At 61.4% G+C, this 19,518-nt stretch carries 21 protein-coding genes; 5 read left to right on the forward strand and 16 right to left on the reverse strand.

Going from position 1 to position 19,518, the window contains the following annotated elements; genetic code table 11:
* Nucleotides 1-76: 76 nt before the first annotated feature.
* A complete protein-coding gene (locus ACA071_RS29480) occupies nucleotides 77-1,837 on the reverse strand; it encodes a flavin monoamine oxidase family protein (RefSeq protein WP_497642240.1) in 1,761 nt (586 codons plus the stop codon).
* A gap of 223 nt (nucleotides 1,838-2,060) precedes the next feature.
* On the opposite strand from ACA071_RS29480, the gene ACA071_RS29485 reads away from it, so the two are divergent.
* Together ACA071_RS29485 and ACA071_RS29490 are read left to right on the forward strand one after the other, a co-directional pair.
* On the forward strand, nucleotides 2,061-3,467 hold the full coding sequence (locus tag ACA071_RS29485; RefSeq protein ID WP_201198531.1) for an adenosylmethionine--8-amino-7-oxononanoate transaminase: 1,407 nt from the start codon (nucleotides 2,061-2,063) through the stop codon (nucleotides 3,465-3,467).
* 135 nt (nucleotides 3,468-3,602) lie between these two features.
* On the forward strand, nucleotides 3,603-4,322 hold the full coding sequence (locus ACA071_RS29490) for a 16S rRNA (uracil(1498)-N(3))-methyltransferase (RefSeq protein ID WP_497642241.1): 720 nt from the start codon (nucleotides 3,603-3,605) through the stop codon (nucleotides 4,320-4,322).
* A 162-nt stretch (nucleotides 4,323-4,484) separates the two neighbouring features.
* Here the strand turns inward: ACA071_RS29490 and ACA071_RS29495 are convergent, their stop codons facing one another.
* Genes ACA071_RS29495 through ACA071_RS29505 form a run of 3 tightly spaced genes read right to left on the reverse strand, consistent with a single transcriptional unit; the run spans nucleotide 4,485 to nucleotide 7,025 of the window.
* On the reverse strand, nucleotides 4,485-5,387 hold the full coding sequence (locus ACA071_RS29495) for a transporter substrate-binding domain-containing protein (RefSeq protein WP_497642242.1): 903 nt from the start codon (nucleotides 5,385-5,387) through the stop codon (nucleotides 4,485-4,487).
* Between the two features lie 27 nt (nucleotides 5,388-5,414).
* A complete protein-coding gene (locus tag ACA071_RS29500; protein ID WP_497642243.1) occupies nucleotides 5,415-5,765 on the reverse strand; it encodes a RidA family protein in 351 nt (116 codons plus the stop codon).
* Between the two features lie 18 nt (nucleotides 5,766-5,783).
* Nucleotides 5,784-7,025, reverse strand: coding sequence for a D-amino acid dehydrogenase (locus ACA071_RS29505; protein ID WP_497642244.1), 1,242 nt, complete (start codon nucleotides 7,023-7,025; stop codon nucleotides 5,784-5,786).
* A gap of 107 nt (nucleotides 7,026-7,132) precedes the next feature.
* On the opposite strand from ACA071_RS29505, the gene ACA071_RS29510 reads away from it, so the two are divergent.
* Nucleotides 7,133-8,041, forward strand: a complete 909-nt coding sequence (locus tag ACA071_RS29510) for a LysR substrate-binding domain-containing protein (protein WP_497642245.1) — start codon at nucleotides 7,133-7,135, stop codon at nucleotides 8,039-8,041.
* A gap of 5 nt (nucleotides 8,042-8,046) precedes the next feature.
* Here ACA071_RS29510 and trhA read toward each other — a convergent pair whose 3' ends face one another.
* Nucleotides 8,047-8,664 carry a PAQR family membrane homeostasis protein TrhA gene (trhA, locus tag ACA071_RS29515; RefSeq protein ID WP_497642246.1) on the reverse strand — a complete coding sequence of 206 codons (618 nt, stop codon included), beginning with the start codon at nucleotides 8,662-8,664 and terminating at the stop codon, nucleotides 8,047-8,049.
* Nucleotides 8,665-8,946: 282 nt separating this feature from the next.
* Here trhA and ACA071_RS29520 point away from each other — a divergent pair, with 282 nt between their 5' ends.
* Nucleotides 8,947-9,867: a LysR family transcriptional regulator gene (locus ACA071_RS29520; RefSeq protein ID WP_497642247.1), complete on the forward strand. Its 921-nt coding sequence runs from the start codon at nucleotides 8,947-8,949 to the stop codon at nucleotides 9,865-9,867.
* Nucleotides 9,868-9,977: 110 nt separating this feature from the next.
* Here the strand turns inward: ACA071_RS29520 and madM are convergent, their stop codons facing one another.
* The 11 genes from madM to ACA071_RS29575 form a co-directional block, all read right to left on the reverse strand.
* The gene (gene madM, locus ACA071_RS29525; RefSeq protein ID WP_497642248.1) at nucleotides 9,978-10,742 is read right to left on the reverse strand and encodes a malonate transporter subunit MadM; all 765 of its coding nucleotides are present in this window, start codon (nucleotides 10,740-10,742) and stop codon (nucleotides 9,978-9,980) included.
* A 1-nt stretch (nucleotide 10,743) separates the two neighbouring features.
* The gene (gene madL / locus ACA071_RS29530; protein WP_497642249.1) at nucleotides 10,744-11,160 is read right to left on the reverse strand and encodes a malonate transporter subunit MadL; all 417 of its coding nucleotides are present in this window, start codon (nucleotides 11,158-11,160) and stop codon (nucleotides 10,744-10,746) included.
* 67 nt (nucleotides 11,161-11,227) lie between these two features.
* Nucleotides 11,228-12,139 carry a malonate decarboxylase subunit epsilon gene (gene mdcH, locus ACA071_RS29535; RefSeq protein ID WP_497642250.1) on the reverse strand — a complete coding sequence of 304 codons (912 nt, stop codon included), beginning with the start codon at nucleotides 12,137-12,139 and terminating at the stop codon, nucleotides 11,228-11,230.
* Nucleotides 12,136-12,756 (reverse strand): malonate decarboxylase holo-ACP synthase, encoded by a 621-nt coding sequence (locus ACA071_RS29540; protein ID WP_497642251.1) that lies wholly within the window; start codon nucleotides 12,754-12,756, stop codon nucleotides 12,136-12,138. The genes mdcH and ACA071_RS29540 overlap by 4 nt, the downstream gene beginning before the upstream one ends.
* Nucleotides 12,750-13,538 (reverse strand): biotin-independent malonate decarboxylase subunit gamma, encoded by a 789-nt coding sequence (mdcE, locus tag ACA071_RS29545; protein ID WP_497642252.1) that lies wholly within the window; start codon nucleotides 13,536-13,538, stop codon nucleotides 12,750-12,752. Before mdcE ends, ACA071_RS29540 begins: the two co-directional genes overlap by 7 nt.
* Nucleotides 13,535-14,377: a biotin-independent malonate decarboxylase subunit beta gene (locus tag ACA071_RS29550; protein WP_497642253.1), complete on the reverse strand. Its 843-nt coding sequence runs from the start codon at nucleotides 14,375-14,377 to the stop codon at nucleotides 13,535-13,537. The genes mdcE and ACA071_RS29550 overlap by 4 nt, the downstream gene beginning before the upstream one ends.
* Nucleotides 14,370-14,669, reverse strand: coding sequence for a malonate decarboxylase subunit delta (locus ACA071_RS29555; protein ID WP_149659714.1), 300 nt, complete (start codon nucleotides 14,667-14,669; stop codon nucleotides 14,370-14,372). The genes ACA071_RS29550 and ACA071_RS29555 overlap by 8 nt, the downstream gene beginning before the upstream one ends.
* Complete coding sequence (locus ACA071_RS29560) at nucleotides 14,669-15,526, reverse strand: triphosphoribosyl-dephospho-CoA synthase (RefSeq protein WP_497642254.1); 858 nt, start codon at nucleotides 15,524-15,526, stop codon at nucleotides 14,669-14,671. Before ACA071_RS29560 ends, ACA071_RS29555 begins: the two co-directional genes overlap by 1 nt.
* A complete protein-coding gene (mdcA, locus tag ACA071_RS29565) occupies nucleotides 15,526-17,196 on the reverse strand; it encodes a malonate decarboxylase subunit alpha (RefSeq protein WP_133835608.1) in 1,671 nt (556 codons plus the stop codon). The genes ACA071_RS29560 and mdcA overlap by 1 nt, the downstream gene beginning before the upstream one ends.
* 227 nt (nucleotides 17,197-17,423) lie before the next feature.
* Nucleotides 17,424-17,849, reverse strand: coding sequence for a hypothetical protein (locus tag ACA071_RS29570; RefSeq protein WP_497642255.1), 426 nt, complete (start codon nucleotides 17,847-17,849; stop codon nucleotides 17,424-17,426).
* Nucleotides 17,812-18,441 (reverse strand): nucleotidyltransferase domain-containing protein, encoded by a 630-nt coding sequence (locus ACA071_RS29575; protein ID WP_497642256.1) that lies wholly within the window; start codon nucleotides 18,439-18,441, stop codon nucleotides 17,812-17,814. Before ACA071_RS29575 ends, ACA071_RS29570 begins: the two co-directional genes overlap by 38 nt.
* 587 nt (nucleotides 18,442-19,028) lie before the next feature.
* Between ACA071_RS29575 and ACA071_RS29580 the strand changes: the two genes are divergently transcribed.
* Nucleotides 19,029-19,400 carry a DUF6124 family protein gene (locus tag ACA071_RS29580; protein WP_497642257.1) on the forward strand — a complete coding sequence of 124 codons (372 nt, stop codon included), beginning with the start codon at nucleotides 19,029-19,031 and terminating at the stop codon, nucleotides 19,398-19,400.
* Nucleotides 19,401-19,518 lie beyond the last annotated feature (118 nt).

Here is a 19,518-nt window from a genome sequence, read left to right on the forward strand (position 1 = left end):
TTTTCAAGTACTTAACCAAAAACACACAAATAAAAAGCGCGGCATCACTGCCGCGCTTTTTTTTCAACTCAAAGCCTTACTGCGCTTTGGTATCCGTCGCTGCCGGGGTCGTTGCAGCAGGCTTCTTGGCTGCTGGTTTCTTCGCCGGTTCAGCTTTTTTGGCCGGAGCCTTTTTCGCCTCGGTTTTCGCCGCTGGCTTCTTCGCCGCAGGCTTGGCCGCTTTCTTGGCTGGCTCGGCTTTAACCGGCGCCGCTGGCTTCGGTGCTTCAACCGGAGCAGGGGCCGGGGTTGGCGCAGGGACTGGAGCGGGTGCCGGAGCAGGCGCTACTGGCTCAGGTGCCTTGGCCGGTGCTGGCTTGTCGTCAGAACCACCGAACAGGTTGGTAAAGAAGTTACCTTTCTTCGCCGCCACTGCGCCGGCCGCTGCTGCGGTCGCCGCTGGCACAATTTTCACCGGTTCAAACGACTTGCCTGCCGCCAGGTCTTCAACCTGACTGGCCGCACGCTGACCGGTGCGCAAAGCGCCTTCCAGGGTGCCCGGGTACAAGGTGTCGGTGTGTTCGCCGGCAAACGCTACGCGTTGCAGCGGACGCTCCCACAGGCGCCAGTACTTGCTGATCTGGCCCGGGCCGAAGGCCAGGTAAGCGCCACCCATCGAAGGGTCGGTGCTGTAGCGGCGGATTTCATAGCCGGTGAACGAACCGCGCGCCTGTGGATAAAACGCGTGCAGACGGATCAGTACCTGATCGACCATCTGCTTGTCGCCGAAGGCCTGCATAACGCGGGCATTGTCGCCGGACAGGTTGATCACCACGTTGGCGCCACCCTTCAGCGCCGGCTCTACCCACAACATGCCCAAACCAGCGTTGCTGTAGATCTCACCGGACATCCGCGCCTTGCTTTCCCATACCGGCGTCTTGAACTTCAGCATGATCTGGTCGCGCCAGCCGTAGTTGGTGCCCTTGATCGCGCCCATGTGCTGGGCATCCAGCGACGGGGTCATGATGATTTTGTTCAGGGCGCGCAATGGCACGGCTACCACGACGTAGTCAGCCTGGTAGCCAACGCTACCGACTTTGACGGTCACGCCGTCCTTGTCCTGGGTGATCGCCGATACCGGGGAGCTGGTCTTGATGGTTTTCAGCTGTTTGACGAAGGCCTGGGCCAACACCGGGCTGCCACCGATCAAGCGCGAAGCGCGCAGGTCACGGTCGGACACGCCACGGTAGACCCGGCTCTGTTGTGCGAAGTACAGCAGCGACAGCCGCGAAGGTTCGTCATAACGGGTACGAATCTGCTGGTTCACCAACTGACGGGCCGTGGCCGGCAGGCTCAGGCGATCGAGCCAGTTGGCCACGTTGATCTGGTCCAGGGCGAACAGCGTGCTGTTGGCCGCCGGGTTCTGCGGATCCGTGATCGAGCTAGCCAGGTCATCCAGGGTCTTTTCGTAGCGCTTGAGCGCTTCGGCGGTGGCCGGTTGTTTGGTCGCCAAATCGGCGGCGGTGAAGTATTCGCCGTCGATCAGGTAGCCCGGCGTGCGCACGAACTCAGGCGCGGGCGTGGTGCCGAGCTTGAAGGTCGAGACGTACTTGTTCAGCACCGGCTGGGTCTTGTCGTTGCCGATCCACTCACTGGTGGCCATGCCGGAGCGACCGCCCAGGCTTGGCTTGGCTTCCAGCAGGGTCACCTGCCAGCCTTTGTTTTGCAGCTCGTACGCCGCGGTGAGGCCCGCAAGCCCGCCGCCGATCACGATCGCCGTTTTATCCTTGGCCAGCGCAGACACGCTGAACAGCCCCAACATCACCAGCGCACAGGCGCGCAGCCAACCAGCAGACATTCAGCGAACTCCGGAAATACAGGTAGGAAAAAGCAGTTTTGCGAGTCAGACGACTCAAAGAACCGCGAAGAATACGTCAGCCATCAAAACGCCGCCAGCGACGTCTATCGCCCCCTACAAAGTAGCTCAATCGACACAATGGGTTGTCCCGGCGCGACGCATTGCATAGGCTTGCGCGATTGTTTGCCCGCGCCTGCCGCGGACCGCCTCGAGGAGACTGTAAATGGGCCTGAATAATCAGTGGATGCAACGGGACCTGGCCGTGTTGTGGCACCCCTGCACCCAGATGAAAGACCACGAACAGCTGCCGCTGATCCCGATCAAGCGCGGTGAAGGCATCTGGCTGGAAGACTTCGAAGGCAAGCGCTACCTCGACGCCGTCAGTTCCTGGTGGGTCAACGTGTTCGGCCACGCCAACCCGCGGATCAACCAGCGCATCAAGGACCAGGTCGATCAGCTGGAACACGTGATCCTCGCCGGTTTCAGCCATCAGCCGGTGATCGAGCTGTCCGAGCGCCTGGTGAAGATGACCCCGGAAGGCCTGACCCGGTGTTTCTACGCCGATAACGGCTCGTCCTGCATCGAAGTCGCGCTGAAAATGAGCTTTCACTACTGGCTCAACCGCGGCCAGCCGAACAAGAAGCGCTTCGTCACCCTGACCAACGGCTACCACGGCGAAACCATGGCGGCGATGGCAGTGGGCGACGTGCCGCTGTTCACCGAGACCTACAAAGCCCTGCTGATGGACACCATCAAGGTGCCGAGCCCGGATTGCTACCTGCGCCCCGAAGGCATGAGCTGGGAAGAACACTCACGCAACATGTTCGCCGCCATGGAACAAACGTTGGCCGAGAACCACGACACCGTAGCCGCCGTGATCCTCGAACCGTTGATCCAAGGCGCGGGCGGCATGCGCATGTACCACCCGGTGTACCTCAAGTTGCTGCGCGAGGCCTGCGACCGTTATGGCGTGCACCTGATCCACGACGAAATCGCCGTCGGCTTCGGCCGCACCGGGACGATGTTCGCCTGTGAACAGGCCGGCATCCGCCCGGACTTCCTGTGCCTGTCCAAAGCCTTGACCGGCGGCTACCTGCCGCTGGCTGCGGTGCTGACCACCGATGACGTCTACAGCGCGTTCTACGACGACTACCCGACCCTGCGCGCCTTCCTGCATTCCCACAGCTACACCGGCAACCCGCTGGCCTGTGCGGCGGCCTTGGCGACGCTGGACATCTTCGAAGAAGACAACGTCATCGAGAACAACAAGGCCCTGGCCCAGCGCATGGCCACCTCCACCGCGCACCTGGTCGATCACCCGAACGTCGCGGAAGTGCGCCAGACCGGCATGGTCCTGGCCATCGAGATGGTCAAGGACAAAGCAACCAAGGAAGCCTATCCGTGGCAGGAGCGCCGTGGCTTGAAAGTGTTCAAGCATGCGTTGGAGCGCGGTGCTTTACTTCGCCCGTTGGGCAGCGTGGTGTATTTCCTGCCGCCGTACGTGATTACCCCGGAGCAGATTGATTTCCTGGCGGAAGTGGCCAGCGAAGGGATCGACATTGCGACCCGTGACAGCGTTAGCGTTTCGGTGCCGAAAGAGTTTCACCCGGGCTTCCGAGATCCGGGCTAGTACTTTCGCTCGTTCCCACGCTCTGCGTGGGAATGCATCCCGTGACGCTCTGCGTCACATCCAGAGCGGACGCGGAGCGTCCGTGGCGGCATTCCCACGCAGAGCGTGGGAACGATCAAACTACAGAGACCCAAGATGAGACTGTCCCGCTTTTTTATCGACGCCCCCCTGAGCACCGGCGAGCACGAGTTGCCCGAAGCCCAGGCCCATTACATCAGCCGCGTGCTGCGCATGGCCGAGGGTGATGCGGTGCAACTGTTCGACGGCTCGGGCCACGAGTTTCGTGGCTCGCTGGTGGAAGTCGGGAAAAAACGCGTCACCGTGCAGATCGATGAAAGCTTCGCCGGGCAAGTCGAGTCGCCGCTGCAAATCCATCTCGGCCAGGGCTTGTCCCGTGGCGAGCGCATGGATTGGGCGATTCAAAAAGCTACCGAACTGGGCGTCAGCGAAATTACCCCGATCTTCACCGACCGCTGCGAAGTCCGCCTCAAGGACGAACGCGCCGATAAACGTCGGCTGCACTGGCGCCAGGTAGCGATCAGCGCCTGCGAACAATGTGGGCGCTCACGGGTGCCGGTGATTCATCCGCCGTTGCTGCTGGCGGACTGGTTGAAGCAGACCGAGGCTGAGTTGAAACTGGTGCTGCATCCGGTGGCGGAGCCGTTGGTGAGTCATGCCAAGCCTGCGACGTTGGCGTTCCTGATTGGCCCTGAAGGTGGGTTGTCGGATGTTGAGGTTGATCAGGCCAAGGCTGCCGGTTTCCACGCTGCTCGGCTTGGACCGCGGGTGTTGCGCACAGAGACCGCGCCGGTTGTTGCGTTGGCGGTTGCCCAGCAGCTTTGGGGTGACTTCTAAAAGATCGCAGCCTTCGGCAGCGCCTACAGGGATCGTGCGCGGATCGTTCCCACGCTCTGCATGGGAATGCCTCCACGGACGTTCCGCGTTCGGCCTTTTGGGACGCGGAGCGTCCCGGGCTGCATTCCCACGCGGAGCGTGGGAACGATCATCAGTCAGGAACTATTGCACCGGATCACTCACCGGTTTGGCGATGATTGCTTTCAGTTCGCTGGTCATCGGAAACTCCAGGTTCAGGCCTTTGGGTGGAATCGGCTGCTGGAACCAGCGGTTGTAAATGCCGTTGATTTCCCCTGAGCTGTACAAATCGGCGAGTGTCGAGTTCACCAACTCGAGAAATTGCGGGTCGCCCTTGCGCACCATGCAGCTGTAGATTTCCCGCGATTGCTCCTCACCCACCACCACCCAGTTATGCGGATCGCGAGCCTTGGCCCGTTCGCCGTAGAGCAGCGCATCGTCCATGTAAAACGCCGCCGCCCTTCCCGACTGCAGCATCTGGAACGCTTCGCCGTGGTCCTTGGCACTGATCACGAACATGTCGATTTTGTGATCAACGTTGTAGCTCTTCAAAAACCGCTCATTGGTGGTACCAGCAGTGGTCACGACATTCTTGCCGCGCAGGTCAGCGAAGCTTTTGATGCCGCTGTCCTTGGCCGTGAGCAACTGCCCCTTCACATAAATAAACCCGTAGGAAAACGCCACTTGCTGCATGCGCTCGGCCGTCACCCCGGTGGAGCCGCACTCAAGGTCGACCGTGCCGTTCTGCACCAGCGGAATGCGCGTTTGCGAGGTCACCAGGTTGTACTTCACCTGCAGATTCGGCTGATCGAGTTTTTGCTTGATGCGCTCGACAATCTTGCTCGCCAGATCCACCGAGTAGCCCATCGGCTGCCCCGAGTGATCACCCACGTAGGAGAACGGCACCGATGCATCGCGATAGCCCAGCGTGATGCTCTTGGCATTGGCGACCTTGTTCAGCGTGCCGGTCAGCGGCGCTTCATTGGCCTGGACCTGGCTGGCGAGCAGCAGGCCGAGGGTGCAGCCGATCAACGTAATTTTTTGCATTGTTATTCTCCGTTGTGGGTGAGGCAATTAGCGGCGGGCGGCGATCACGGTGATTTCCACCAAAACCTCTGGACGGGCCAGTTGAGCTTGCAATGTGGTGCGGGTCGGCGCCTTGCCCGGCGACAACCAGTGTGACCAGACCTCGTTCATGGCGGCGAAATCGCGGCCAATGTCGCTCAAGTAAATGGTCGCGCTGAGCAGGTGATCCTTGTCGCTGCCCGCCTCGGCCAGCAGCGCATCGATTTTCGCCAGCACCTCGGCGGTCTGGCCGCTGACGTCACGGCTATCGCCCGGCACCTGCCCCGAGAGAAACACCAGTTCGCCAAAGGTCAGGGCGGCAGAGAGTCGGCTGTTGCTGTTGATTCGGTTGATGCTCATCGGTGCTTCCTTTTCAAGTCAGGCGACGCGAGGCGCGAGGCCATGCATTTCAATCGAAGGTGCGCGCTGCGTGATCAAATCGCTGAGCAGCCGCGCGCTGCCGCAGGCCAAGGTGAACCCCAGCGCACCATGGCCGAGGTTGAGCCAGAGGTTGCGGTACGCCGTGGCGCCAATCAACGGCACACCGCTGGGGGTCGCTGGGCGCATGCCGGCCCATTCGATGGCGGCGTCGTAGTCGCCGGCATTGGGTAATGTTTCCTGGGCCTGGCGTTTGATCAGTGCCAGGCGCTTGGGATCGAGCGCCGGGTCGAAGCCGACAATATCGACCATCGCCGCCACGCGCAGTTGAGCACCGATTCGCGCATAAACAATCTTGCGGTTGTAATCGGTGATGCTCAGGTCCGGCGCCCGATGTTCGGCGCGAATGGGCAAGGTCAGGCTGTAACCCTTGAGCGGGTACAGCGGCAAGCTCATACCCGGCAACGCCAGCGCCGGGCTGCGATGCCCGGCCGCGATCACCAGTTGCTCGACCGGCAACACCTGCGCGCCCATTTCAATGGCCTGCACCGCGCCGTCCGTGTGGCGAATGCCGGTAACCTGTTGCCCGAGCAAAAATTCGCAACGCCCCGACGCCTTGAGCCGGGCCACCAGTTGCTGGCAGAAAGCGTGGCAGTCGGCGACTTCTTCATCAGCTGTGTAAATCGCGCCCACGAACGGCGCTTCGGCGAGCGCCGGCTCCAGTTGGGCACATTCGGCCCGGGACAACACCTGTTGCTGTTGCGGATCGGCCAAACTGTGGCGCGCATGCTCGAAACTCGCGGCTTCACGAAACGTCACCAGTTTGCCGTTGCGCCGCCAGCCGAAACCGTCGAGGCGATCTTCGTCGCGCCAGCCTTGCAGCGTGGCCTGGCTCAGCAGCGCCAGGCGCAGCAAATGCGCGCCATTGCGCTGGTTCACCGAACGCCGGCAGGCTGCCAGAAAGGAAGCCATCCAGCGCCATTGCGCCGGGTCCAGCCGTGGGCGCAGCTTCAGGGGCGAGTCACCGCGCAGCATCCAGCCGATTGCTTGCAGCGGTACACCGGCATCGGCCAGAGGTGCGACGTAACGGTAGGACAACTGGCCGCCGTTGGCGAAACTGGTTTCGCTGGCCAGCGAATCCCGGGCCTCGACCAAGGTCACGTCGATGCCGTCGCGAACCAGTGCGTAAGCCGTTGTCAGCCCGATGACGCCGCCGCCGATGATGCAAACCCGCTGAGCCATGTCTGTCCTTAACCGTTGTTGAAACAGGCTTCAGGTTAGGACCAGGTGACAGCCGTTGAACAATGCCTAAAGATGGCTGACCCATAAACAAAGGTTATGGACTCGCCATGCGCCTGCGTCACATCGAGATTTTCCAAGCCATTCGCCAGACCGGTTCGGTCAGTGGCGCCGCACAGTTGCTGCACGTCTCGCAGCCGGCGGTGAGCAAAGTGCTGCAACACGCCGAACAGCAACTGGGCTTTGCGTTATTCCTGCGGGTACGCGGTAAATTGCAGGCCACGCCCGAAGCCCTGGAGCTTGAGCGTGAGGTCGATAAGGTCACCGAAAGCCTGCAAGGCGTGCGACGCCTGGCCCAGAGCCTGCGCCGCGAGCCGGGCCACAGTATGCGGATCGGCGCGATCCCGGCGTTGGCGCTATCGCTGCTGCCACCGGCGATCAACGAGTGGACGCAACGCTACCCGGACATCGTCTGCGAACTGTCCAGCGCCCACAGCCGTGAGCTGATGCAGAACCTGTTGATGCGCGAAGTGGATGTCGCCCTGACGTTGCAGCCGCCGGATCATCCGGGGCTGAAGGCGCAAGCCCTGGCCAGTGGGATGCTGGTGGCGCTGGCGCCGCTGGGCTATTGGCCCGTCGCCAGCCATGGTCAACCGTTGCCATTGCTCGAATTGGCCGGCGCGCCGCTGATCGGCCTGTCCAGCGCCGACCCGCTGGCCGTCAGGCTCGACAGCTACCTTGAAGCGGTCGATCCGCCGCCACGGGTGCGCATCGCCGTGCAGACCTATTCGCTGGCGCGGGCGATGGTGGAATCCGGTGCCGGGCTGGCGGTCATCGACCCGTTTACCGCGCTGGGTGCCTCCCCCGCCACCACCGCGATTCGACCGCTGGCCCCGGCGCTGCCGATCACCCTGTACGCCGTGACCCGCGCCGACGAACCGCCGCCCCACACCTTGAGCGACCTGTTGCAGGTCTTCAGCCGACGGGCGCAGGCGCAACTGGATCGATTGATTCCGTAGCCGGCTCAGAGGACGTAAAACAGAATCGCCACAAAGTGCAGCAGACTCCCGGCGATCACGAACAAATGCCAGATCCCGTGGGCATGGCGCAGGCGATGGTCGAGGGCAAAAAATACAATCCCCACGGTGTACAACACCCCACCCGAGGCCAGCCAGGCGAAACCGGTAGCGCCCAGTGCCGCGAGCAGCGGTTTGACCGCCACCAGCACGATCCAGCCCATCACTGCGTAGATCACGATCGACAGAATCCGCGCTTCCGAACGCGGCTTGATCTCTTGCAGGATGCCGATCAGCGCCAGCCCCCAGACAATCCCGAACAACGTCCAGCCCCACGGTCCGCGCAGGGTTACCAGGCAGAACGGCGTGTAGCTGCCGGCGATCAGCAGGTAGATCGAAAAGTGATCAACCTTCTGCATGATCTCTTTCTTGCGCCCGCGCACGCTGTGGTACACGGTCGACGCGCTGTAGAGCACCATCAAGGTGAAACCGTAAATCGCCACGCTGACAATCTTCCACGGGCTGCCGTCCATGCTGGCGATCACCAGCATCCACACCACCCCGACCGTTGCCGCCAACGCCCCGACCAGATGGGTCCAGGCGTTCAATCGTTCCCCGTGATACATGTATCGCTTACCTCGAAATTCGTTGCCGCAGTGCGCAAGGCTCAGGCCTTGAGACTAAAAGCGCAATGTTTCAAGACACATATCTCCCGTACGCGATGCGTAGACCCTGTGTAGGAGCTGTCGAGTGAAACGAGGCTGCGATCTTTTGATCTTGTTTCTCGGCGCCCTTGAAAACGCCAAGATCAAAAGATCGCAGCCTCGTTTCACTCGACAGCTCCTACATAGCTCCTACAAGAAGTCACATACGTGCACAATCAGGTCATTCCAAAAAGAGTCCGCGCGATGCTGATCGACGAAGAGTTGACCCTGAAAAAACTCGAGGTGTTCCTCGCCTTTATGCGCACCGGCAATCTGGCCCGGGCCGCCGCCGAGTTGCAGACCAGCAACGTCAGCGTGCACCGGGCGATTCACTCGCTGGAAAGCGCCCTTCGCTGCCCGCTGTTCAAGCACGAAGGCCGTAATCTGACGCCGCTGGAAAGCGCCTACGTGTTGGAAGAACGGGCGCAGAAGCTGATTCAAGACGTGGTCGAAAGCGTGCGCCTGACCCGCGAAGCCGCCGGGTTCTCGGCCGAGCGCTTCAAACTCGGCTCGCTGTATTCGTTGACGGTGAAGACCGTGCCGCAGCTGATCATGGGCCTGAAGATTCGCCGCAGCGAACTCAACATCGACCTGATCCTCGGCTCGAACATCGACCTGCTCTACAAGCTGAAAAACATGGAAGTCGACGCGATCCTGGTGTCCCTGGACGACAGCGTCAACGACCCGGATTGCGAGCATATTCAGCTGTTTTCCGACGACATCTTCCTCGCCACCCCGGCGGATTCGAAGTTCGCGCAACGGACCGAAGTCGATCTGGCAGAAGTGCGCGACGAAACCTTCATCACCCTGACCCAAGGCTTCGCCACGCACCAGGACGGGATCCGGGTGTTCAAGCAGGCGGGGTTCGAGCCGAAAGTGGCGATGCAGGTCAACGACATCTTCACCCTGCTGAGCATGGTCAGCTCGGGGGTGGGTTATGCGTTGCTGCCGGGAAGGATTGCGGCGGTGTATGAAAACCGGGTGAAGCTGATTCCGTTGCAGGAAAAGTATCGGCTGCAGCAGCACATTGGCGTGGTGTTCTTGAAAGCCAAGGAGCGCGATCCGAATTTGCTGGCGTTGCTGGCGGAGTGTCGGATGTATGCCAATCGCCAAGCCACCACATGATCGTTCCCACGCTCCGCGTGGGAATGCAGCCCGGGACGCTCCGCGTCCCTACTCAAGCGTGACGCAGAGCGTCACAGGAGGCATTCCCACGCGGAGCGTGGGAACGATCATTAGCCAACAATCCCGCGAACAATGAAGTACAACAACGAAGGCCCAAGCAGACAGCCAAGCCCGGTATGGAACGTCGCCGTCAACGCCCCATAAGGCACCAACCGCCGATCCGTCGCCGCCAACCCGGCTGTCACGCCGCTGACCGTGCCAGCCAACCCGCCAAACACCATCGCCGAGCGCGGGTTATCCAGCCCCATCCATTTCGCCGCCATCGGCGTACCCACCATCACTAGGATCGCCTTAATCAACCCGGTAGCAATCGACAACGCCACCACATCCGAACTGGCACCAAGCGCCGCCCCGGTCACCGGCCCGACGATGTACGTCACCGCGCCCGCGCCGATGGTGGTCATGCTGATCGCATCGCGATAACCAAAGGCCCAGGCGATGCTCGCGCCGACAATAAACGGCAGGATCGTACCCAGCAGCAGCGCAATCGCGCCGATCAACCCGGCCTTTTTCGCTTCGGTGGCTTGCACCTCGAACGCCGTGGCAACGATCGCAAAGTCCCGCAGCATGGCGCCGCCCATCAAACCGATGCCAGAGAACAACGACAGATCCGCCAGGCCTTTTTGCCCGCCGGTCATGGTGCCGCCGACCCAGGCCAGCACCAGGCCGATGACGATGGCAATCGCCGAGCCGTGAATGCGTCCGTAGGTCAGGCGTTTGGACAACACCACCGAGACCCACATGATCACGCCGACGAAAGCGAACGCCGTGACCAGACCGTTATTGGTCAGACCTTTATCAATGAGTTCCCACATATCAGCGGCCTCCTACAGGCGTACCGACCGGCGTGACGTCCGCCGGTTCATCGGGCAGGGGTTCGCCTTTGTGGGTCCGGCTGATCAAGGCAATGGTGCAACCGCAAATCACCACCGAACCAATGGCCGCCAGCACCGCCACCGGGCCGCCGTGCAGCGCGGTCACGACGTTCTGCTGCGCCGCCATCGCGACCACTACTGGAATGTACATCGCACCCCAGAAACCGACGCCCATCTCGCAATCCTTGGTCATGCCGCCGCGCTTTTGCATGTACAACCGCGCGCAGATCAACAGGATCATGGCGATCCCGACCCCGCCGACGTTGGACTTCACGCCCAATAACACGCCCAGCGCATCCCCCAGAATCACCCCTGCCAGCGTACAGATCGCCAACAGCGCCACACCGTAAATAATCATTGTTGTAGTCCTCAAAGTGCATCGTCGAAGTTGTTGTTTTTGTGCTTCGCAAGCCTGAGTCGGTGTTCTAGGGTTGGCGGCTTCCCTCCTCACGCAACAGCGCTTGCAAGGTGTCCAGCCGCGCACCGTCGAAGGCAATCACGGTGCCCTGCTCGAACACCCGGCGCGCCAGCCCGGTTAACACCGCACCGGGCGGCAGTTCGATTTGTAGCCGTACGTCGCGCTCGTAGGCGCTTTGTACGGTGCCGCGCCAATCGACGATGCGGCACATGTTGAAAGCCAGGTCATCGCGCAAGGCTTCAATATTAACGATGGGCCGCGCGCGACTGCCGCTCAGGTAGCCCATCGTTGGGGTTTTCAGTGTCACTTTGGCGAAGGCTTCTGCGAGGGTTTTCGCCGGAGCGTCCAGTAGCGGACAGTGCGACGGCACGCTGACGGCCAGGCGTTTGGCCAGGCCTGCGCCGTGACCTTTCGCCAGCGCGGCAACCGCTTTCATCGCCCCGTCGCTGCCGGCAATCACCACCTGGTTATCGGCGTTGATATTGGCCAGGTACACCGGCGTTTCGACGCTGTGAACCTGCGCCAGCAATCCTTCCACTGTGGATAAATCAAGACCGATGATCGCAGTCATGCCGTAGCCCTGTGGATAAGCCTGTTGCATCAGTTCACCGCGCAGGCTGACCAAATGCAGGGCATCGCTGAATTCCAAGGCACCCGCAACCACCGCTGCCGGGTAAGCGCCGATGGACAACCCCGCTACGTAATCCGCTGGTTCCAACAGTTGCCGTGATGCCGCGACTCCAGCGATCAGCAGGCAAAGCTGAACCGCCCTCGTCGACTTCAATGCCTCGGCAGAATCCAGCCGCAACGCGTCTTCACCCAGGACCTCACTCGCTTCGTTCACCGTTTCCCGAGGTAAACGATGGAGCATGCCCGGCTGCTGCGCGCCCTGGCCGGGGAACACCAGCAAACTGCTCACGCTGCTTGCTCCTGAGGGTTCCAGGGATCGAGCACCAGACAGGCTTGGCTGGCGTTTTTCAGCAGGACTCGACGCGCAGGGCCGGCCCATTCGCGCAGGGCGACGGCACCCAAAGGCGTCTGCAACTGCATGTCCACCTGGCAGGCGGCGGTATCAAAAATCCTCACTAACGCCCGAGCCTGTTCACGGGCAAGCGGTTGCGGTGTGCGCAAGATCAAGTCGAGATCGCTGCGCTCATGCAATGCCTGAAAACCACTGGCCAGTTCGAATCCGGTGCTGCCGCTGATACCCCAGACGAAACCGCAACCATCAAGCTTCGCCCGTAGCTGATCCAGAGCGCGCAATGCAGGCAAGTCTCGATCACTTGAGGCATGACAAAGGTCTTCCGGTTTTATCCGACGCTGAATCGCCTCGACTGACATCACCGTCGCAAACCGCTGTTCCCGCAATGGCCCACGCACCCCGACCGCGACCTGACCCGGCGCGCTCAACGCACGCCGAACCACAACAGGCTGACCTGCACTGAGCGATTCGATCACCCACGCAGGCGCGTCCACAGGCAACTGCTCCGAGGTCATGCCCCAGAGCAAGTCGTGCGCCAGAAACGTATTCACCACTGCGCTCTCAGCAGTTCGCGAACCTTGCTCGACGCCGCCCGGTTACTCGCGCCCAAGCGACTGCTCAGGTCACGGCCCTTCGCGGCGACATCGCTGATCGCCTGATTCAGGCATTCAGTCACGCGGGTCAGATCTTGCGCCGTCGGCTGTTCAATCTGTTCCACCGACAAGGTTTCCCAGAGCAAACCGAGGCTTGCGTAGCTCTCAATGTCATACGCCATCGGCGGCACGCTGGCGGCCAGTGCTTCCAACTCTTCGACGCTGCGCAAGGTCACCCGCGCCGCCGAGGCCTTGCCCATGGCATGCACCATCACGCCCGGATCACGCAGGGCAATCAGTCGATTGGCTTGATAACCATGGGCCAGAAACGCCCCGGACATGGCCTTGCCCACCAGCAGACCGATCACGGCATGGCCGGCCAGTCGAGCGCGAGCGTAGCTGTCCGCCGCACCCGCCAATGCCTGGTGAATACCGAGCGCTTCTTCGCGACGACCGTAGGCTTGGCTCGGTACATCGACGATGGCGATCAACGCGCGCTTCTGCGATTTGCCGCTGTCGGCCGCAATGACTTCATCCACGGCTTTGGCCAACCCCCAACCTTCCAGCAATCCAACCTCGCCATTGCGGGCGCGGGCAAAGCGGTTGTCGGAATCAGTCACCACCGCGATAAATCGTACGGGTTGATCACCCAAGAAGCCGTCAGCGACTTTCAACGAAGCAGGCAAACCAACGACAGGTTTGGCGCCGCGACTCAAAGCGTTAAACCAGTTCAAACCTCTCATGAGCGCTCTCCTTGATACAGATCGCGAACCACTGAAGGCTCGATTTGCGGTTCAGCATCCAGCCGCGCCAAGCGCTTCAGAAACAGTGCGGACTGTTGGCTACGTTGCTGCTCGGGCAAACCTTGCTTAAGCAATTCACTGACCTGCAGCTGAATCTGCGCCACATCATCAGCGACGTAGCGATCCGCCAAACCACTGGCAAACCGCTGCTCGCCACCGGTCAGGCTCCAGATGAAAGGACGATCCCGCGAGTCGTATTCCTCAAGCCCGGCTTCCTGTTCGATCACCTGCGGACCGTTCAGGCCAAGCCGCGCTTCCTGAGTCACCAGCAAATAACTGCATAACCCGGCGGCAATCGACATCCCGCCAAAGCAACCGACGCTGCCCGCCACCACACCAACGACTGGCTGGTACTGACGTAAATCGACAATCGCCGCGTGAATATCGGCAATCGCCGCCAGCCCGAGGTTGGCTTCCTGCAACCGCACGCCGCCGGTTTCCAGCAACAGAACAGCGCGCGTCGGAATGCCTTTGCGGTTGTCTTCAGCCGCCAGTTCCAGCGCACCGGAAATCTTCGCACCGCCGACTTCGCCGAGGCTGCCGCCCTGAAATGCACCTTCAATGGCAGCGATGACCACCGGCAATCCACCGATGCTGCCCTTGGCGATCACCACGCCGTCATCGGCCTGCGGCACCACGCCCTGGCGCGACAGCCATGGCGACATCACGCGTTGAAACGGGTCGAGCAATTCGCGATAGGTGCCAGCATCGAGCAAGGCTTTCGCCCGTTGCCGAGCGCCGAGTTCGACGAAGCTGTGCTTGTTGAGGAGATCAGTCATGGCCAACCTCCTCAAAGCCTTGTTCCAGACGCAAGCGCACCACGCCCGGCGTCGCGCCGAAGTCGTGGATATCGATGGCCATCGCTGGCGGCGTCTGACCGTCAAACATCCGCGCAAACAGATGCTGCCAGCGTTGTTCAGCGCCATTCACCGAGGTCTGCACCTGGATCGTCAGTTTGCCGGCCACACCCGGTTCGATCAGCACTTCCAGATCGCCCGAGCCAACACAGCCCACCAGCGTCCGGCCCCGAGGCGGCTGCCCGGCGGGGAATTCAAAGGATAAGGTTTCCATCAGAAAGCTCCGGATTCGATGCGGTCGATGAACAGGCAGGCGGCGAGCAAGTCGGCGGCGCCGCCGGGCGAGGCGTTCAACGCGATTAATTGTTCATCCAACTCGTGCAGGCGGCGGCGACCGCTGAGGCTGGCACTGCCACCCGCGTCGAGTACGGCTTGGGCGCCGAGTTGCATGGTTTGCAGGCCGGTTTCGCCGGCGCGGTAGAGCACGCAGGTGTCGGCCAGTCGGGTCATGATCGCCAGCAAGGCGTCGAGGCGCGCGTTTTGTTCGCCATGGCCGAGGGTGCGGCTGCGCTTGAGTTGGGGCAGTGCACGTTGTAGTACAGAAGGAAAGCCGAGCTGCGCTTCCTCACGCGCACCGCGTGCGCCGTAGCGTTGTGCGACTTGGGCACCGTGGCTCAGCGGACGTGGTGCGTAGCGGTCATCGAGCAAAGCCAGACGTGCGGCGCGTAAAGTCACGGCGCTGACGTTGGTGTTTGTGTTTTCAAGCGCGGCAGCAGCGACCAACAGGCCCAAGGCCCAAATCGCCCCGCGATGGGTATTCACGCCGTCGGTGGTGGCGAGCATCGCTTGCTCACCTTCCCGACCAATCCGCCCAAGGGCTTCGCGCAACGGCAAACCGACGTCGCCGAACTCAATGGCAGCTTCGGCCATTTCCTTGAACGCCGGCCACAACGACAGCGCCGAAGCGTGCATCAGGCCGAGGTGCAAATCGGTGTGCGCGCCATTGCCGCGACGGTCCACCAACGCCGGTTTCGGCGAAAGGTCCGCTTCGTCGATCAGCGCATCCACCGCTAGGTCCGCCAGCCGATCGGCCAGGGTTAAAGTTTTGGGTTGCAGGTTAAGTGCGTGCATTACCAGCTCCTGAACTTGGCGGGCGGGTTGTAGAGGCCACCGGACCACTCCACCAGATCGGCCACGCTTTTCGCCGCGAGCAGCTCGCGGGTGGCGTCGGTGCGGCGGATGCCGAGGTCTTCGGGCAAGGCGATCAAGCCTTCGCGGCGCATGCGCGCGGTGTCTTTCGGGTTGTGGCGCAGGCCGATGACCGTCACGCCTGCGACGGCAGCGATCATCGCTTGGCGTTCTTCCAGCGACCGCGCCTTGTACAGATAGGCGATGCCTTCTTCGGTCAGCAGGTGGGTGACGTCGTCGCCATAGATCATGATCGGCGCCAGCGGCATACCGCTTTTGCGCGCCACTTCCACGGCGTCGAGGGTTTCGACGAAGGTCGGTTTGCCGCCCTCCTGGAAGGTCTCGACCATTTGCACCACGAGTTTTTTACCGCGTTCGAGCAAGGCTTCCGGCGCATCGTCGTGGCGCATATCGAGCCAGGCCGGGGTGCCGTGACGGCGACCGCGTGGGTCGTGGCCCATGTTTGGCGCGCCACCAAATCCAGCGAGGCGTCCACGGGTCACGGTGGAGGAATGGCCGTCGCCATCGACTTGCAGGGTCGCGCCGATGAACAGGTCCACCGCGTACTGTCCGGCCAATTGGCAGAACATGCGGTTGGAGCGCAGCGAACCGTCGCGGCCGGTGAAGAACACGTCCGGCCTCGCGGCGATGTAGTTTTCCATCCCCAGTTCGGTGCCGAAGCAATGCACGCTTTCGACCCAGCCGCTTTCGATGGCCGGGATCAGCGTTGGATGGGGATTGAGGGTCCAGTTGCGGCAGATTTTGCCTTTGAGGCCGAGGGATTCGCCGTAGGTCGGCAGGATCAATTCGATGGCGGCGGTGTTGAAACCGATGCCGTGGTTCAGGGACTGGACGTTGTGTTTTTCGTAGATCCCACGGATCGCCATCATCGCCATCAACACATGCACAGGCTTGATGTGCCGTGGATCGCGGGTGAACAGCGGTTCGATGTAGAACGGCTTGTCGGCCACCACCACAAAATCGACCCAGGACGCGGGGATATCAACGCGGGGCAGGTCAGTGACGTCGTCCACCAATTGGTTGACCTGGACGATGACGATACCGTCGCTGAACGCCGCCGGTTCGATCAATGCCGGGGTGTCTTCGGTGCTCGGCCCGGTGTAGATGTTGCCGGCGCGGTCGGCCATGAAACCGGCCGAGAGCACGACGTTGGGAATCAGGTCCACCACCAGCCGTGCATAGAGTTCGATGTAGGTGTGGATTGCGCCGATTTCCAGCAGGCCGTCTTCCAGCAACTGACTGATGCGCAGGCTCTGGGTGCCGGCGAAGGAGAAATCGAGCTTGCGGGCGATGCCGCGTTCGAACAGGTCCAGGTGCTCGGAGCGCCCGACGCTGGGCATGATCATGTGCAGGTCATGCAGCTTGGCAGGGTCAGCCTTGGCCAGGGAGCGCGACAGGAAATCCGCCTGCTTCTGGTTATTGCCCTCCAGCACCACACGGTCGCCGGGCAGAATCAACGCCTCCAGCGCCGCGACGATCTTGTCGGTGGGCAACACCACACCATCGGCAAAACCTTTGACCAACTCAAGACGCCGCTGCTTCTCGCTGCGCCGCCGCGTCCATCGCGAGTCGGGGGATATTGTTGTTGTCATGACCACTCCACGGGTTCGCTGTCGTGGGGTCACCTTAGGAGGGTTGGGTGCGGGGCATCAATCAAGCAGAGCGACGGATCGTTACGCTCACCGTAACGATCCACACAGCCCCCGATCGTTCCCACGCTCCGCGTGGGAATGCCTCAAGGGACGCTCCGCGTTCCAGCTCCCGAATGGGACGCGGAGCGTCCCGGGCTGCATTCCCACGCGGAGCGTGGGAACGATCATTACAGCCCGGCCATCTGCTGCTCCACACGAACCAGAAGCTGCTCAGCGCTTTCCAACAACTGCGCCAACAACGCCGGATCTTCATCCATATAGCCTTCGTACTCCGCCAGGTTCCGTCGCTCGTGGCACAAGGCAAATAAACGAACCTGCACTTTGCCAATATCCGCCGTATGAACCCGACACTGAAACACCCGATATCGCTTGTCTGAGCGGTAACCACATAAGCGTAAAGCCGTCAGAGCCAAGGCATGGGCCGCGTTGTAAGCCAGGTCGAACCGGCTCGCGAAGGACAGTGAAGCGGTTTGCGCATCCTTCAATCGATCCACCGCCGAGCGCATCAAACCTTCACATTCCTTGCGATCCGGCGGTTCGGCTTTCAATCCACCGCTACGTAACAGATTCTCCAGATTCTCGTTGCTGCCCATCCTTGGACTCCAAAGGGTTTTGCCCCATCAGATTGATCTTGTCCTGCTGCGCTACCCGCACGACAAAACTGTTTTCAGCCGCCAGTTTTGCGGCCCAGTCGCCGGGGGTGTAGAGCGTCGGATTGAGGACGCGGCCCAGTTGCTCTTCCAGAGGCATGAGCCGCTCCATCACTTCACTGTAGTGCAGGCCTTCGCCGATCAGCATGAGATCAATGTCACTGGATGCGTTTGCCGAATCCTTGGCGATGGAGCCGTACACGAATGCCCAGGCGATCTGTTCGACAAAGGGTTGCAGCGCCTGGCGCAGGGGCTCGGCGATGCCGAAGGTTTTGCGGGCGATGCCTAGCAGTTCGGCATAGATCGGGCAGTCGGGGTTGGCTTGATAGTGGGTCTGGTTGCCCTGGCGGGTCAGGGTCAGCACGCCGGCCTGCTGCAACCGATCCAGTTCGCGCATGAGGCTGCCTTTGCCTACTTGAGCCCAGCGGGCGATCTCGTTGGCGTAAAAACTGCGGTCGGGTTTGCCGAACAACAAGCCCAGCACTTTTTGCTGGGTGGTGGTGAATAAGGCTTCGCTGAGGGAGAGGTTTTTCACAGTGGCAACCGATGAGTCCCAAAAAGGGAACGATAGGTCCCTTTTTGGGAATCTTCAACCTTTGCCTCCGATTGAGGGTTTGTATTTGATCGTTCCCACGCTCTGCGTGGGAATGCAGCCGGGACGCTCTGCGTCCCATTCGAGAGCTGGAACGCGGAGCGTCCCTTGAGGCATTCCCACGCGGAGCGTGGGAACGATCACTACTCTTCAATCTGCGGCAGCTGAATGGGTTTTGTGTTTAAAAGTTTCTCCGCAGGAAGGGTGAGCGGCTACGCAGTCTGGCGTCGCGGCCTACAGCAATGCGGGAAGCCGCTGACTGGTGGGGTTTTGTGTTGGTCTTTATCGTTTGGGGGTCGCTGCCAATTCAGCGACCGGGTCTGGAATCCCGCGGTGTAGAAGGCGCGAAAGCGCCCCTCATGACGTATGCTTGCGCACCTTTAATGTGTGCATTCAGTTATGGCGGCTGTGCGCGGGAGACCTTCGGGTCTACCGGGTTTTCTCCACCTCGGGTTCCAGCCCGCGTACAGCTGCCACCCCTTCGGCTGGAACCGAGGGAGCAGCTGAAACTCATTACTGGAGATTTCACTATGTTCAAAGCTACCCCCAACCCCCCGGAATCCGGCACCGATTCCCCAGAAGCGCTCGACGCAATAAAAATGAAGGAAGCCGCCGACCGCGCCTTCGCCCATTACTTCCCCCCATCTGATGAAAAACCCGCCAAGCGCCGTAAATACCACCTCTTCGCCGTCGCCCCAGGCGTCGACGATCCCGAGGCCATGCTAGCCAATGCCTCCGAAGACTTGCTGTCCATCAGCGCGATTGCGGCTGGCTTGGCAGACGATGTGGAAGGCTCACGCCGATCAGTAGCCTTGGCGATCAGCCGTTTGACGGATGGTGTGCAGTTGTTGGTGGAGCGGGTGCTGGATCACCATGAGGCGACGGCTGAGGCCAAGGTTTAGCCGTTACGCCTGATCGTTCCCACGCTCTGCGTGGGAATGCAGCCCGGGACGCTCTGCGTCCCATTCGAGAGCTGGAACGCGGAGCGTCCCTTGAGGCATTACCACGCGGAGCGTGGGA

It is taken from the genome of Pseudomonas sp. LBUM1646 (assembly GCF_059716165.1).

Excerpts from the sequence above, each read along its gene's own strand:
- ACA071_RS29480 (WP_497642240.1), bottom strand. The coding sequence starts at position 1,837 with ATGTCTGCTGGTTGGCTGCGCGCCTGTGCGCTGGTGATGTTGGGGCTG.
- ACA071_RS29485 (WP_201198531.1), top strand. The coding sequence starts at position 2,061 with ATGGGCCTGAATAATCAGTGGATGCAACGGGACCTGGCCGTGTTGTGG.
- ACA071_RS29490 (WP_497642241.1), top strand. The coding sequence starts at position 3,603 with ATGAGACTGTCCCGCTTTTTTATCGACGCCCCCCTGAGCACCGGCGAG.
- ACA071_RS29495 (WP_497642242.1), bottom strand. The coding sequence starts at position 5,387 with ATGCAAAAAATTACGTTGATCGGCTGCACCCTCGGCCTGCTGCTCGCC.
- ACA071_RS29500 (WP_497642243.1), bottom strand. The coding sequence starts at position 5,765 with ATGAGCATCAACCGAATCAACAGCAACAGCCGACTCTCTGCCGCCCTG.
- ACA071_RS29505 (WP_497642244.1), bottom strand. The coding sequence starts at position 7,025 with ATGGCTCAGCGGGTTTGCATCATCGGCGGCGGCGTCATCGGGCTGACA.
- ACA071_RS29510 (WP_497642245.1), top strand. The coding sequence starts at position 7,133 with ATGCGCCTGCGTCACATCGAGATTTTCCAAGCCATTCGCCAGACCGGT.
- trhA (WP_497642246.1), bottom strand. The coding sequence starts at position 8,664 with ATGTATCACGGGGAACGATTGAACGCCTGGACCCATCTGGTCGGGGCG.
- ACA071_RS29520 (WP_497642247.1), top strand. The coding sequence starts at position 8,947 with ATGCTGATCGACGAAGAGTTGACCCTGAAAAAACTCGAGGTGTTCCTC.
- madM (WP_497642248.1), bottom strand. The coding sequence starts at position 10,742 with ATGTGGGAACTCATTGATAAAGGTCTGACCAATAACGGTCTGGTCACG.
- madL (WP_497642249.1), bottom strand. The coding sequence starts at position 11,160 with ATGATTATTTACGGTGTGGCGCTGTTGGCGATCTGTACGCTGGCAGGG.
- mdcE (WP_497642252.1), bottom strand. The coding sequence starts at position 13,538 with ATGAGAGGTTTGAACTGGTTTAACGCTTTGAGTCGCGGCGCCAAACCT.
- ACA071_RS29550 (WP_497642253.1), bottom strand. The coding sequence starts at position 14,377 with ATGACTGATCTCCTCAACAAGCACAGCTTCGTCGAACTCGGCGCTCGG.
- ACA071_RS29555 (WP_149659714.1), bottom strand. The coding sequence starts at position 14,669 with ATGGAAACCTTATCCTTTGAATTCCCCGCCGGGCAGCCGCCTCGGGGC.
- ACA071_RS29560 (WP_497642254.1), bottom strand. The coding sequence starts at position 15,526 with ATGCACGCACTTAACCTGCAACCCAAAACTTTAACCCTGGCCGATCGG.
- mdcA (WP_133835608.1), bottom strand. The coding sequence starts at position 17,196 with ATGACAACAACAATATCCCCCGACTCGCGATGGACGCGGCGGCGCAGC.
- ACA071_RS29570 (WP_497642255.1), bottom strand. The coding sequence starts at position 17,849 with ATGGGCAGCAACGAGAATCTGGAGAATCTGTTACGTAGCGGTGGATTG.
- ACA071_RS29580 (WP_497642257.1), top strand. The coding sequence starts at position 19,029 with ATGTTCAAAGCTACCCCCAACCCCCCGGAATCCGGCACCGATTCCCCA.